The 13229-nt window shown below is 59.5% G+C and carries 12 protein-coding genes, 3 tRNA genes and 1 pseudogene; 8 read left to right on the top strand and 8 right to left on the bottom strand.

Annotated features, from left to right (window positions below; all coding sequences use genetic code 11):
- Positions 1-59: 59 nt before the first annotated feature.
- The 5 genes and pseudogenes from aspS to LMH93_RS06405 form a co-directional block, all read right to left on the bottom strand.
- Positions 60-1835, bottom strand: coding sequence for an aspartate--tRNA ligase (gene aspS, locus LMH93_RS06420; protein WP_004575741.1), 1776 nt, complete (start codon positions 1833-1835; stop codon positions 60-62).
- Positions 1836-1928: 93 nt separating this feature from the next.
- Positions 1929-2150 carry an FmdB family zinc ribbon protein gene (locus tag LMH93_RS06415; protein WP_003254776.1) on the bottom strand — a complete coding sequence of 74 codons (222 nt, stop codon included), beginning with the start codon at positions 2148-2150 and terminating at the stop codon, positions 1929-1931.
- A gap of 94 nt (positions 2151-2244) precedes the next feature.
- Complete coding sequence (locus tag LMH93_RS06410) at positions 2245-2574, bottom strand: ribbon-helix-helix domain-containing protein (protein WP_003254778.1); 330 nt, start codon at positions 2572-2574, stop codon at positions 2245-2247.
- A 234-nt stretch (positions 2575-2808) separates the two neighbouring features.
- A pseudogene (locus LMH93_RS29805) lies at positions 2809-2883 on the bottom strand (dihydroorotase); the annotation flags it as partial.
- Between the two features lie 79 nt (positions 2884-2962).
- Complete coding sequence (locus LMH93_RS06405; RefSeq protein WP_003254783.1) at positions 2963-3436, bottom strand: Dps family protein; 474 nt, start codon at positions 3434-3436, stop codon at positions 2963-2965.
- Positions 3437-3716: 280 nt separating this feature from the next.
- Here LMH93_RS06405 and LMH93_RS29695 point away from each other — a divergent pair, with 280 nt between their 5' ends.
- Complete coding sequence (locus LMH93_RS29695; RefSeq protein ID WP_003254784.1) at positions 3717-4310, top strand: cold-shock protein; 594 nt, start codon at positions 3717-3719, stop codon at positions 4308-4310.
- A gap of 121 nt (positions 4311-4431) precedes the next feature.
- Here LMH93_RS29695 and LMH93_RS06395 read toward each other — a convergent pair whose 3' ends face one another.
- Positions 4432-4638 (bottom strand): SlyX family protein, encoded by a 207-nt coding sequence (locus LMH93_RS06395; protein WP_003254785.1) that lies wholly within the window; start codon positions 4636-4638, stop codon positions 4432-4434.
- 1 nt (position 4639) lies between these two features.
- Positions 4640-5059 (bottom strand): HIT family protein, encoded by a 420-nt coding sequence (locus LMH93_RS06390; protein ID WP_070095932.1) that lies wholly within the window; start codon positions 5057-5059, stop codon positions 4640-4642.
- A 691-nt stretch (positions 5060-5750) separates the two neighbouring features.
- Between LMH93_RS06390 and LMH93_RS06385 the strand changes: the two genes are divergently transcribed.
- From LMH93_RS06385 to LMH93_RS06375, 3 genes are all read left to right on the top strand, one after another.
- The gene (locus tag LMH93_RS06385; protein ID WP_012051471.1) at positions 5751-7016 is read left to right on the top strand and encodes an OprD family porin; all 1266 of its coding nucleotides are present in this window, start codon (positions 5751-5753) and stop codon (positions 7014-7016) included.
- Positions 7017-7176: 160 nt separating this feature from the next.
- Entirely contained in the window at positions 7177-8892 is a 1716-nt protein-coding gene (locus LMH93_RS06380; protein WP_003254788.1) for a proline--tRNA ligase, read from the top strand.
- 20 nt (positions 8893-8912) lie between these two features.
- The gene (locus LMH93_RS06375) at positions 8913-9866 is read left to right on the top strand and encodes a hypothetical protein (RefSeq protein ID WP_003254789.1); all 954 of its coding nucleotides are present in this window, start codon (positions 8913-8915) and stop codon (positions 9864-9866) included.
- Positions 9867-9892: 26 nt separating this feature from the next.
- On the opposite strand, the gene dinB is transcribed toward LMH93_RS06375, so the two are convergent.
- Positions 9893-10951: a DNA polymerase IV gene (dinB, locus tag LMH93_RS06370; protein ID WP_161775046.1), complete on the bottom strand. Its 1059-nt coding sequence runs from the start codon at positions 10949-10951 to the stop codon at positions 9893-9895.
- Between the two features lie 221 nt (positions 10952-11172).
- Here dinB and LMH93_RS06365 point away from each other — a divergent pair.
- The 4 genes from LMH93_RS06365 to LMH93_RS06350 all read left to right on the top strand — a co-directional run bounded on the left by LMH93_RS06365 (position 11173) and on the right by LMH93_RS06350 (position 12997).
- Positions 11173-11249: transfer RNA gene (locus LMH93_RS06365), tRNA-Met, on the top strand.
- A gap of 102 nt (positions 11250-11351) precedes the next feature.
- A protein-coding gene (locus LMH93_RS06360; protein WP_156747497.1) for an IS3 family transposase occupies positions 11352-12571 on the top strand; the annotation gives its coding sequence in 2 pieces (ribosomal slippage) (positions 11352-11700 and positions 11700-12571; 1221 coding nt in all).
- Positions 12572-12709: 138 nt separating this feature from the next.
- Positions 12710-12786: transfer RNA gene (locus tag LMH93_RS06355), tRNA-Met, on the top strand.
- 134 nt (positions 12787-12920) lie between these two features.
- A tRNA-Met gene (locus tag LMH93_RS06350) sits at positions 12921-12997 on the top strand.
- The last annotated feature ends 232 nt before the right edge of the window (positions 12998-13229 follow it).

The raw sequence follows: 13229 nt of genomic DNA, 5'->3' as shown, positions 1-13229 counted from the left end.
GGGAAAATACCTGCGTCGAAACGCAAAGGCGCATCCATGTGGATGCGCCCGGGGACTGCTTACTCGACCTTGGTCTGTTCGCGCAGTCGGATGTGCAGCTCGCGCAGGGCCTTGGCGTCGACCATGCCAGGGGCCTGGGTCATGACGCATGCGGCGCTCTGGGTTTTCGGGAACGCGATCACTTCACGGATCGACTGAGCGCCGGTCATCAGCATGACCAGACGGTCCAGACCGAACGCCAGGCCACCGTGAGGCGGTGCCCCGAACTTCAGAGCGTCGAGCAGGAAGCCAAACTTCTCTTCCTGTTCTTCTGCCTCGATACCCAACAGACGGAATACCGCCTGTTGCATCTCTTTACGGTGGATACGGATCGAACCGCCACCCAGCTCGGTACCGTTCAGCACCATGTCGTAGGCACGGGACAGGGCAGTGGCCGGGTTGGCCTCGAGCTCCTCCGGGGTGCACTTCGGCGCGGTGAACGGGTGGTGCAATGCAGTGAAGCTGCCGTCTTCGTTCTCTTCGAACATTGGGAAGTCGACGACCCACATCGGCGCCCACTCGCAGGTCAGCAGCTCGAAGTCGTGACCCAGACGAATACGCAGCGCACCCAGGGCTTCGCTGACCACCTTGAACTTGTCGGCACCGAAGAACACGATGTCACCGTCTACGGCGCCAACGCGATCGAGGATGTTGTTGAGGTTGGCCTCAGGGATGTTCTTGACGATCGGCGACTGCAGGCCTTCGACGCCCTTGGCGCGCTCGTTGACCTTGATGTAGGCCAGCCCCTTGGCACCGTAGATACCGACGAACTTGGTGTACTCGTCGATTTTGCTGCGCGGCATGCTGGCACCACCTGGCAGACGCAGGGCGGTAACGCGGCACTTCGGATCGTTGGCCGGGCCGGCGAACACCTTGAAGTCGACATCCTTCAGCTGGTCGGCAACGTCAACCAGCTCCAGCGGAATACGCAGGTCTGGCTTGTCGGAGCCGTAGCGGCGCATGGCCTCTTCGAAGGTCATGTGCGGGAATTCGCCGAATTCCAGGTCGAGCACTTCCTTGAACAGCTTGCGGATCATGCTTTCGGTCAGGCCCATGATCTCGCTTTCATCGAGGAAACTGGTCTCGATGTCGATCTGGGTGAATTCCGGCTGACGGTCGGCACGCAGGTCTTCGTCACGGAAGCACTTGGCGATCTGGTAGTAACGGTCGAAGCCAGCGACCATCAGCAGCTGCTTGAACAGCTGTGGCGATTGCGGCAGGGCGAAGAAGCTACCGGCGTGGGTACGGCTTGGCACCAGGTAGTCGCGCGCGCCTTCCGGCGTGGCTCGGGTGAGGATCGGGGTTTCGACGTCGAGGAAGCCGTTTTCGTCGAGGAAGCGACGGATGCTGCTGGTGATGCGCGAGCGCAGGCGCAGCTTGTCGGCCATTTCCGGGCGACGCAGATCGATGAAGCGGTAACGCAGGCGGGTTTCCTCGCCGACGTCGGAGTATTCGTTCAGGGGGAACGGCGGGGTTTCCGCTTCGTTGAGCACGTTCAGCTGGTAGCCGAGGATCTCGATGGCACCGGATGCCATGTTGGCATTCACTGCACCTTCAGGACGCTTGCGGACCTTGCCGGTGATCTGCACGACGTATTCGCTGCGCACACGGTCGGCGGCAGCGAAGGTTTCGGCGCGATCCGGGTCGAACACGACCTGGGCCATGCCTTCGCGGTCACGGATGTCGAGGAAGATCACCCCGCCGTGGTCGCGGCGACGATGGACCCAGCCGCAAAGGGTGACTTCCTGGCCGTCCAGGCTCTCGTTCAGTTGGCCGCAATAATGGCTGCGCATCATGATGGTGGTTTCGCTTCTCGTGATTCGTGTATTCGGTGGAGGCCTTGGCCGCCCGGAGGGCTAATACTGCAAGACCCGGTCACAGCATTCAACTCAGTCGGCCTTGTCGCCGCCTGCCAGATTCTTTTTCGCCCCGGTCTTGAAGTCGGTTTCGTACCAACCGTTACCGCTCAGGCGAAAGCCTGGCACCGACAGCAGCTTTTTCAGTGCCGGCGCCTGACAGGCCGGGCAATCGGTCAGCGGCGCGGCGCTGATCTTCTGCAGCACTTCCATGCGGTGCTCGCAGGACGCACATTGATAGTCATAAAGGGGCATGGGTGTCTCTCGTCAACCATAACGCTGGCTGCCGGGGGGCAGCAAAAAGCGGGATTATATATGGTTAGCAAGCACTGCGCAGCCCGCCTGGCGATCAGCGCACACTTGGCGGGTCCTGCAGCCACGCCACGCAGATTACCCGGATCAGCCCGCTGAAGTTGCGCACTCCGCCCTGGCGCAGGTGCACTTCACGGTCCACGTAGGACAACACCGCACTGACCGAACAACGGTTGGCGGCAGCGATGCGCTCAAGGATACCCCAGTAGACAGCCTCCAGGCGCAAACAGGTAGAAAAGCCGTTGAGCCGCACCGAACGTGACACCGGTTGCGTCTGCAACATGTCGAAGTCCGCCTTGAACGGGTCGATGCACTGTTTTCCTGGCCAACTGCCCTGGCCAGCCATACGTTTGCTCGCTTGCATCATGCGCCACACTTCCTCGTCACAGGTACCAGGTGGCCTATGAAGCGCTGACGGGCGAGCTTAAAGCAGCGGCAAAATGTTCCTTCGCAAATACCGGATTGCCAGGCGGAGCCTGTGGGAGCGGCCTTGCGTCGCGATAGGGCCGCGCAGCGGCCCCAGGATCTCGGCATCATGCATAGATTGCTGGGGCCGCTTTGCGGCCCTATCGCGACACAAGGCCGCTCCCACAGGGGTTACTCAGGCCTCGTGGCAGAGGTGCCCGTCGACCAAGGTATAACGCACTGCACCTGGCAGGCGGCTGCCGATGAATGGTTGGGCACAGGCTGCGCCGGTGTTCGCGGGCGTGCCCGCTCCCACAGAGGTTGCGCAAGCTTTCCGCCTTGAGCAACGGTTACTTGCCGTCGAGCAGTACCCGCAGCATCCAGGCGGTTTTCTCGTGTACCTGCATGCGCTGTGTCAGCAGGTCGGCGGTCGGCTCGTCACTGACCTTGTCCACCACAGGGAAAATGCTGCGCGCAGTGCGTACCACGGCCTCCTGCCCCTGAACCAACTGGCGGATCATCTCATCTGCCGGGGGGACGCCTTCCTCCTCCTTGATCGACGAGTGCCGTGCATAAAATGCATACGAACCCGGTGCCGGGAAGCCCAAGGCACGGATGCGCTCGGCGATCGAATCGACTGCCAGCGCCAGTTCGTTGTACTGCTCTTCGAACATCAGGTGCAGGGTGCGGAACGACGGGCCGGTGACGTTCCAGTGAAAGTTATGGGTTTTCAGATACAGCACGTAGGTATCCGACAACAGGCGGGACAGCCCATCGACGATGGACTTGCGATCTTCTTCACTGATACCGATATCGATTGCCATGAAGCTCCCCTTTCCATAAGGCTTGAGACTCAAGCGGGCGCCGACCACTGTAGCAACACTTGTCGCATCCCGCATGTGACATGGCGCAATACATCGCCACTGGGCGGCCCGCGGTTTGAGTAGGCTGTGGCTTTACTGTTAAATAGGCACTGTGCCACCCGTGCGGACTGTCATTGCCGGGTGCATAGGCTGGCCTGCCACGTGTTCGCGCTCTATATCTCATGCGCACCGTGCTGCCAGCTCTTCCTGTGATCGGCCTTATCAACAGTGAGCCAACCCCATGTTCAAGATCGTCCATCTGGTGACGGGCGTCGCAGCTTTGCTGCTATCGCTCATACCCAGCCTGAAAACCGATGCGACACCCTTCCTGCAGCAACCCGACGCGGTCTACCTGGCCCTTCTCGGCCTGCTCAATCTGGTGCTGGCCCCGGTCGTGCCGCTGTATCATCGCGGCGCGCGGCAACAACTGCAGCACCTGGCCTGCGCCCTGCTGGTGGTCGCCGTCGTGCTGCAGACCCTGACGCTACTGGCCCGCCCGGAAATGGGCAACCTGGCAGCCCTGGTGTGTGCGGCGCTGGCCGTGGCCCTGCATCTGGCCGTGGGCTTTGCCCGCAGCCCGCGCAAGGCACGCGGCAGTCAACACGTGGCACAAGATGCCGGCAACCGTGATACCGGCACCGTCAAATGGTTCAACACATCGAAAGGCTTTGGTTTTATCTCCCGAGACTCGGGTGATGACATTTTCGTGCACTTTCGGGCCATCCGCGGCGAGGGCCACCGCATTCTGGTCGAAGGCCAGCGCGTGGAGTTTTCGGTGATGCACCGCGACAAGGGCCTGCAGGCCGAAGACGTGGTTGCAGTAACCCGCCGCTGACCAACGGCTGACCGGCCGACGCTATCAACGGCAAGCCAACGCCCACAAGGGCCGTGCTGCACCTGAAGGCAGCATCACACCTGTGGGGGCTGGCTTGCCGGCGATAGCAGCCGGGAACAACTCAATAATGAGGAGGCGGGGCCTCTTCCCCTTCGCTGCCATACTGGCCAACCATCTCTTCATGGCGCCTGATCAGCTCGGCCATCTGCAATTGCAGCCGCTCGATCACACGCGCTTGCTCCACCACCACGTCATTCAGCGCCTGGATAGCGTCATCCTGAAACGCCTGACGGGTTTCCAGTTCGACCATCCGCATTTCCAGTGTCATCTCAGGCCTCTTGGTAACCAGCAAGTTGTAGCCCGCGCAGGCGCAGGCGAACGGCTTGCAGTTGATCATCGGTGTAGCCCACAGGCGCACACTTGCCCCATACCGGTGCCGGCCACGCGGCGTCGTCGCGCTGGCGCACGATCACATGCATGTGCAACTGGCTGACCACGTTGCCCAAGGTAGCCACGTTCATCTTGTCGGCCCCATAGCTGGCCTTCAGCGCTTCTGCCAACAAGGTGGTTTCCTGCCACAACTGCTGTTGCTCTGCCGCATCCAGCTCGAACAGCTCACTGACACCAGCGCGCTTGGGCACCAGAATGAACCATGGGTAATTGGCATCCTTGCTCAGCAGCAACTGGCACAGCGAAAACTCTCCCAACACCAGCGAATCCTGCTGCAAACGCGAATCGAGGACGAACACGGCATATCTCCTTCAGGCAATACCATCCCGCTTCAGGCGGAAAACAGGCCAGCAAGGATACCTTGCACACTCCCGGTAACACAGCGCTACTTTTCGCACCAAAATGAGGCCACCTGCCCGCCCTCCCCACACTGACCACCCCACAAACGACGCCGGATGAACAAGTTGCGGTAACACCTTGACTCTAATGGCAGGTTTTTAAATTTTAATGATTCTCGATCCCAAAAATCACTCACGCCGCCTTCGTCCCGCATTTACGGCACTTTCCGACCCTCGGTAGCAGGTTTTGTGAAAATTTCATGAACTGTTGCGAATTTTGAGCACGCTTGTTGCATTCCCTTCACGCCAAGTCGGCACGACACCTGCAGTGGCAGCTGTACGCGACAAATAACAACAGCGACATGGGTTACCAGGGAGTTTCCTCATCCGGAATCGGCAGTTACCGATTCATTACGGTGACAGGAACAGCGCTGAGGTTATACGGCCCCTGAACCGGGGCGTGATTTGCGACATGGAAATACTTAAAAGCGACACGGTGAAAAAGTTCCGCAAAGAGTGCTTATAGCCATATCGCCAACAACAGTCTGCGTGCTATACATTTTCGCCGACATAACAAGAAAGAGCTGCCCCATATAACTAAAAGACTTGGACGCAGCGGTACTCTTCCTAAAAACCAAAGGAGCAAATCACGATGCGCGTGATGAAGTGGAGCATGATCGCCCTGGCCGTTTCGGCAGGGACCTCGCAGTTGGCAATGGCCTCGGCACAGGACGAGTCCAAAGGTTTCATCGAAGACAGCAAGCTGAGCGTCAAGACCCGCATGCTGTATTTCAGCCGTGACTTCCGCAACAACGAAGGCGGTCAGAGCCGTCGCGAAGAAACCGGCCTGGGCTTCGTCGGCACCTTCGAGTCCGGCTTCACCCAAGGCACCGTGGGTGTAGGTGTCGACGCCATCGGCATGCTCGGCCTGAAACTGGACAGCGGCAAGGGCCGTGCCGGTACCGGCCTGTTCCCGACCGGTTCCGACGGCCGTTCGCAGGATGACTACTCCAAGGGCGGCGGCGCGGTCAAATTCCGCATCTCCGACACCGTGCTGAAAGTGGGTGACCAGTTCACCGCGCTGCCGGTCTTCGCCACCGATGACAGCCGCCTGCTGCCAGAAATCGCCCAGGGCACCCTGATCACCAGCAACGAGATCGAAGGGCTGACCCTGCACGCTGGTCACTTCACCAGCCTGACTGCCCAGGAACAAACCAACCGCGACAGCTTCGGCCTGAAGGAAGCCAACGTGGTCGGCGGCACCTACGCCTTCACCGACAACCTCAGCACCAGCCTGTACTACTCGAAGGTTGAAGACTACTGGCGCAAATACTACGCCAACGTCAACTGGGCGCTGCCAATCTCCGACAATCAAGGCCTGGTGTTCGACTTCAACATCTATGACACCAAGAGCGAAGGCTCTGCCGAGTACCGCGCATTCGATGGCGAGAAGCTGGACAACCGCGCGTTCAGCCTGTCGGGCGCCTACAACATCGGCGCTCACACCTTCACCCTGGCCTACCAGAAAGTCACCGGTGACGGCGACTATGGCTATGGTATCGACGGTGGCGGCACCATCTTCCTGGCCAACTCCGTGGCCCGCTCCGACTTCAACGCCGAAGACGAGAAATCCTGGCAGGCTCGCTACGACCTGAACTTTGCCGAATACGGCATTCCAGGCCTGACCTTCATGACCCGTTATGTACGCGGTTCCGACGCCAACGTCGCCGGCACCACCAACGGCAAAGAATGGGAACGCGACGTCGACATCAAGTACGTGCTGCAGGAAGGCCCGGCGAAAGACCTGAGCTTCCGCGTGCGTCAAGCCACCTACCGTTCTTCCGATGGTGTCTACTACGATTCCCCATCGATCGACGAACTGCGCCTGATCGTGGAGTACCCGCTGAGCATCCTGTAAGCCTGGCTTGCAGTGCCCCGCACCTGAAAAAGCCCGGCAAATACGCCGGGCTTTTTCTTGGCTGACAAGTGTCACGCCCTGGGGCATCCTGTACGCCTTCGTTTCCCCCCCGTACAATGCGGGGCTATTTCAACGTCTTAGGCAATCGACACGGCTAACCATGCGCACCAGTCAATATTTGCTCGCCACCCAGAAAGAAACCCCTGCCGACGCAGTGGTCATCAGCCATCAGCTCATGCTGCGTGCCGGCATGATCCGCAAACTGGCCTCCGGCCTGTACACCTGGCTGCCGATGGGCTTGCGGGTAATGCGCAAGGTCGAAGCCGTGGTGCGTGAGGAAATGAACGCCGCCGGCGCCCTGGAGGTGCTGATGCCGAGCATCCAGCCCGCCGAGCTGTGGCAGGAATCCGGTCGCTGGGAGCAATACGGCCCTGAGCTGCTGCGCCTGAAAGACCGCCACCAGCGTGACTTCTGCGTCGGTCCTACCCACGAAGAAGTGATCACCGACCTGGCCCGTAACGAGCTGTCCAGCTATAAACAGCTGCCGCTCAACCTGTACCAGATCCAGACCAAGTTCCGTGACGAAATCCGCCCGCGCTTCGGCCTGATGCGTGGCCGCGAGTTCATCATGAAGGACGCCTACTCGTTCCATGCCGACCAGGCTTCCCTGCAGGAAACCTACGACCGCATGCACCAGGCGTACAGCAATGTGTTCACCCGCCTGGGCCTGGACTTCCGCCCTGTGCAGGCCGATACCGGCTCGATCGGTGGCAGCTACTCGCACGAGTTCCACGTGCTGGCCGAGTCCGGCGAAGACGACGTGATCTTCAGCGACAGCTCCGACTATGCCGCCAACATCGAGAAAGCCGAGGCTATCCCGCGTGAAACCGTGCGCCCTGCCCCTACCGAGGAGCTACGCCTGGTCGACACCCCGAACGCCAAGACCATCGCCCAGTTGGTGGAAAACCACGGCCTGCCGATCGAAAAGACCGTCAAGACCCTGATCGTACGCGGTGCCGAAGAGGGCAAGCTGATTGCCCTGATCGTCCGTGGCGACCACGAACTGAACGAAATCAAGGCCACCAAGCTGGAACAGGTTGCCGACCCGCTGGTCATGGCCACCGAAGCCGAACTGCGCGACGCCATTGGCGCCGGCGCCGGCTCGCTCGGCCCGCTCAACCTGCCACTGGAAATCATCATCGACCGCTCGGTTGCCCTGATGAGCGACTTCGGCATTGGCGCCAACATCGACGACAAGCACTACTTCGGCGTCAACTGGGAACGCGACCTGCCGGTGCCACAGGTTGCCGACCTGCGTAACGTGGTCGAAGGCGACCCAAGCCCGGACGGCCAGGGCACCCTGGTGATCAAGCGCGGCATCGAAGTGGGCCACATCTTCCAGCTGGGTACCAAGTACAGCGAGGCATTGAAATGCCAGGTACTGGGCGAGAACGGTAAGCCGGTGGTTCTGTCGATGGGCTGCTACGGCATCGGCGTTTCCCGCGTGGTCGCCGCGGCCATCGAGCAGAGCTATGACGACAAGGGCATCATCTGGAACGACGCCCTGGCCCCGTTCCAGATCGCTCTGGTACCGCTGCGCTATGAAACCGAGGTGGTCCGTGAGGCAACCGACAAGCTGTACGCCGAACTGACTGCTGCCGGCTTCGAAGTGCTGCTGGACGACCGCGACAAGAAGACCAGCCCAGGCATCAAGTTTGCCGACATGGAGCTGATTGGCATCCCACACCGCATCGTCGTCAGCGATCGCGGCCTGGCCGAAGGCAACCTGGAGTACAAGCACCGCACCGAGCAGGACGCCCAGGCGTTGCCGCTCAATGAAGTGCTGGCCTTCCTGCAGGCCCGCGTTCGCCGCTGATAACCAATGCACGAGTGATCATGTACAAGCGAAGTACCTTTACCCTTGGGGGCGCCGCACTGTGCGGCGCCCTGCTCGTCAGCGGCTGCGCCAACCAGATGTCCCAGCGCAGCGACCATGAGGAGCGCGTCGAGCGCAAACTGCTCGAGCACACCCTGCAGATCGATGTCGGCGAGCCGAAGGTGATGGAGCTTCCGCAGCGACGTGTGCGCGTGCATGAGCAAAAGCGCTTCGAAGTGACCGAATTCGAAGTGACCCGTCGCTATGACCGCTACACGCCTTACCAACCCTGGCGGGAGATCTACGAGATCCCGCTGGGTGCAGTGGCCGTGGTGGCGGGTGTCGGCGCCAATGTGGTCAACGTCTTCGCCTTGGGCAACCTGCCGCAAAGTATCACCCACGACTGGCTCAGCTATGGCGTGGATGGGCTCAATCCGTTCATGAACGTGCCATCCAACGGCCGCGCCCAGCAGAACCTGGCCGGGATCAGCGAAGTGCAGAAAGGCCAGCGAGAGGAATCCACCAGCCTGCCCTGGAGCGAGCGCCTGGTCGAGGTCAAGGCCGGCAAGATGACCCACGAGCTGACCACGGACCGCAACGGCGTGCTGCGCCTGAACCTGCTCGACAGCCCGTTCTCCGAGCAAAACCTCAACCACGTTGGCACCCTGCACCTGCAAGTACTTGACGAGGACAATGCGGTACGAGGCGATGCCAGCCTGTTGGTCAGCGCTACCCTGCGCAATAAGCTGCTCGAAGCCCATGAGCTGATCTTCGATGACCTCGAAGACGATGATGTCGGCCAGTGGGTGCACCGGGTCAAGCGCCTGTCCGAACTGGGCCTTGAAGAGGAAGCCAGTGAAATGGAACAGAGCCTGATCGAGCTGACCCGCAACGATCCGGAGCTGCAACAGGAGTTCCTGCAGTCGCTGACCAAGGCCACTGGCCGGTTGGTGGCGGATCCAGGCGTGCATTAATAGAAGGGGCTGCATTGCAGCCCCTTTCATTTAGGCGGGAACAGCTCCAGCTGTTCATGTGCGCCCCGCAAGTCACGCAACCTCACCCCTACCCCTAGCAAGCGTACCGGCTTGCCGCCACGGGCGAACGCCTGCCCCAGCAATTGCCGATAACTCTCCAGGTCCCGGCCGGCCCCGGCTTGCTCCATGGTGGTCTGGCTGAAGTCATGGAACTTGACCTTGACGAACGGCTTGTCTGGCCGGTAACTGCTGTCCATTCGAGCGATGCGTTCGTTCAGGCTAGCCAGCAGATCTGGCAGCCGCGCCAAGCAACTCGCCAGGTCTGGCAGGTCGGTGTCGTAGGTGTTTTCCACACTCACCGACTGGCGTCGGCTGTCGTTATGCACTGCACGCTCATCGATCCCCCGCGCCAACCCCCACAACCGCTCGCCAAAACTGCCGAACTCGCGCACCAATGCCAGCCGTGACCACTCACGCAAATGCAGGCAGGTTTCGATGCCCAGCCGCGTCAGTTTGTCGGCCGTCACCTTACCCACCCCATGCAACCTGGCCACCGGCAAGGCTGCAACGAACGTTTCCACTTCATTTGGGGTAATCACGAACAGCCCGTTGGGTTTGCGCCAGTCACTGGCGATCTTGGCCAGAAACTTGTTAGGCGCCACGCCAGCCGACACGGTGATATGCAGGGTGCGGGCAACACGCCGGCGTATATCCTCGGCAATGCGCGTGGCGCTGCCCGAATACCACTGGCTGTCGCTGACATCCAGATAGGCTTCGTCCAAGGACAAAGGCTCGATGAGCTCTGTGTAGTCGCGAAAGATCGTGTGGATTTCCCGCGAGGCCTCACGGTAGGCCTCGAAGCGCGGCTTGACGATCAACAGATCGGGGCAGAGCTTCAGCGCATGCCGCGATGACATGGCCGAGCGCACGCCATAGGCACGCGCTTCATAGTTGCAGGTGGCGATTACCCCGCGATGGTCGGGCGAGCCCCCCACCGCCATGGGGCGACCGGCCAGGCGCGGGTCATCACGCATCTCGATCGCAGCGTAGAAACAATCGCAGTCGACGTGGATGATCTTGCGCAAGGACATGGACGACCGTCAGCACTGTAAATTCATACAGATAGTATCGCATGCGCCCTCCTCTGAAACAGCTCACCTGCTTTGCTACACGATAATCGGCCTGAAAGCCCCGCCGTGACTGAGCTGTACACTGTTATGAAGCGCTAAGGGTTTGAACAAAAAAGGTTTTTCCAAAACAATTGCTTGACATCAGTGCGTAAATCCGTAGAATTCGATCTCACAGGCGCGGGATGGAGCAGCCTGGTAGCTCGTCGGGCTCATAACCCGAAGGTCGTCGGTTCAAATCCGGCTCCCGCAACCAGATTCGAGAAAAGGCCACTGTTAACGCAGTGGCCTTTTTCTTTGCCCGTGTCCCGTCCTGAATAAGGTTTACACCTCCCATCCCGAATTTCCGGAGAGTCTGATGGAGCAAGGTGTAAAGCGCACACAGCGTGATTACTCACTGTCTTTTAAATTGGCGGTGGTTGATCAGATAGAAAAAGGCGAACTGACCTACAAGCAGGCCCAGATGCGGTATGGCATCCAGGGTCGCTCGACGGTTCTGGTATGGTTGCGTAAGCACGGTCGGCAGGATTGGAGCCAGGGGGCCTCGATCCGCGACGAGAGGAGCTGCGCGATGTCTGACCCCAAAACGCTCACTCCAGAGCAGCGGATCAAAGAGCTTGAGCAGCAGCTTGAGCTGATGAGCCAGAAGGCCCAATTCTTTGAGACGGTCGTTGATGTTCTGAAAAATGACTATGGTGTCTCGGTCGTAAAAAAGCGATCCGGCAAGTCCTCACGCAAGGTCAAGTCGCAGGACTGAGCATTGCCAGGGCTTGTCAGTTTCTAGGCATCAGTCGACAGGCTTACTACAAACGCAATCGAGTTGCTGATGGCAAAGAACGCCAGGCAGACCGGGTGGTTGAGTTTGTACAGCAGATCCGGATACGCCAGCCTCGTCTGGGCACACGCAAGCTGCACTATCTGCTGCATTGCCAACCTGACAGACGATTCCAGGTCGGCCGAGATAGGCTGTTCCAGGTCTTGGGAGAGCGCCGTTTGCTAGTGCTGCCTAAGCGGGCCTATCACAAGACAACACAAAGCTTTCATCGCTTCTACCGCCATCCCAATTTACTCAAACCCGGCCCAAGTCAGATCGTTCCGACAAGGCCGGAGCACGTCTGGGTTGCCGACATTACTTACCTGCCCGCACGCAAGGGCCCGCTGTACCTGAGCCTGGTAACGGATGCGTACTCCAGGAAGATTGTTGGCCACCACGTCCATGAAAGCCTGCATGCCGAGTCAGTGGCGCAAGCCTTCAAGCAGGCATTACGAAAGCGCCGTCGTCGCCAGCCATTAGTCCACCATTCGGATCGAGGAATCCAATATTGCTCGGCGCTATACCAGTCACTACATCAACGGCACGGCGTTCAGTGCTCCATGACTGATGGGTATGACTGCTACCAGAACGCGCTGGCCGAGCGAATCAACGGAATCCTCAAGATGGAGCTGCTGTTGAGTAGCCCTGAAGATCTGGAACAAGCGAGGCAGATGGTTGACGAGGCAGTGCAGATTTACAATACAGAACGGCCTCATATGGCCCTGAAAAACAAAACGCCCGATGCGGTGCATCGGGCGTTTTGAGGCCTGTCGGCCTACCTGAACAGGTGTAAACCTATTTCAGGACTAGACACCGTTAAAAAGCTTTTCCGAAAAAGCCTCGAAAAATCAAAGCCTAGCGCTTGACATATAAACTACACGCTGTAGAATCCGCCCCACTGACGCGGGATGGAGCAGCCTGGTAGCTCGTCGGGCTCATAACCCGAAGGTCGTCGGTTCAAATCCGGCTCCCGCAACCAGATTCAAGAAAAGGCCACTGTTAACACAGTGGCCTTTTTCTTTGCCCGCTGATAAGCATTTGCGAAAAAACGTCGAAAAATCAAAGCCTAGCGCTTGACATACAAACCACACGCTGTAGAATCCGCCCCACTGACGCGGGATGGAGCAGCCTGGTAGCTCGTCGGGCTCATAACCCGAAGGTCGTCGGTTCAAATCCGGCTCCCGCAACCATATTCGTCAGAACAAACCCCGCCTGTGTAAAAGCAGCGCGGGGTTTGTTGCTTTATACCTCCCTGATTTTCGTCGCCTCGATTTTCCCTCCCCTCATGCCAACCCGCAGGCTTGAGATGTCGTGCCCAGGATGAACTATCTTTAACCCTGCCAAGCCGCTGCAAACGCCTGAGGCCGGAGTAACATTGGATACGTTTTCCTAAGGGACTTTCACTTGGCCGCACCTTTCCTT

Source organism: Pseudomonas sp. CIP-10 (assembly GCF_020911845.1).
Taxonomy (GTDB): domain Bacteria; phylum Pseudomonadota; class Gammaproteobacteria; order Pseudomonadales; family Pseudomonadaceae; genus Aquipseudomonas; species Aquipseudomonas alloputida.
The sequence above is the reverse complement of the archived record's forward strand: the minus strand, read 5'-3'. Positions and strand labels throughout refer to the sequence as shown.

What these genes read in the sequence shown, in the direction of transcription:
- LMH93_RS06380 (WP_003254788.1), top strand. Translation starts at nt 7,177, where the DNA reads ATGCGCACCAGTCAATATTTGCTCGCCACCCAGAAAGAAACCCCTGCC.
- LMH93_RS06405 (WP_003254783.1), bottom strand. Translation starts at nt 3,436, where the DNA reads ATGGCAATCGATATCGGTATCAGTGAAGAAGATCGCAAGTCCATCGTC.
- LMH93_RS06395 (WP_003254785.1), bottom strand. Translation starts at nt 4,638, where the DNA reads ATGACACTGGAAATGCGGATGGTCGAACTGGAAACCCGTCAGGCGTTT.
- LMH93_RS06410 (WP_003254778.1), bottom strand. Translation starts at nt 2,574, where the DNA reads ATGATGCAAGCGAGCAAACGTATGGCTGGCCAGGGCAGTTGGCCAGGA.
- aspS (WP_004575741.1), bottom strand. Translation starts at nt 1,835, where the DNA reads ATGATGCGCAGCCATTATTGCGGCCAACTGAACGAGAGCCTGGACGGC.
- LMH93_RS29695 (WP_003254784.1), top strand. Translation starts at nt 3,717, where the DNA reads ATGTTCAAGATCGTCCATCTGGTGACGGGCGTCGCAGCTTTGCTGCTA.
- LMH93_RS06415 (WP_003254776.1), bottom strand. Translation starts at nt 2,150, where the DNA reads ATGCCCCTTTATGACTATCAATGTGCGTCCTGCGAGCACCGCATGGAA.
- LMH93_RS06385 (WP_012051471.1), top strand. Translation starts at nt 5,751, where the DNA reads ATGCGCGTGATGAAGTGGAGCATGATCGCCCTGGCCGTTTCGGCAGGG.
- LMH93_RS06375 (WP_003254789.1), top strand. Translation starts at nt 8,913, where the DNA reads ATGTACAAGCGAAGTACCTTTACCCTTGGGGGCGCCGCACTGTGCGGC.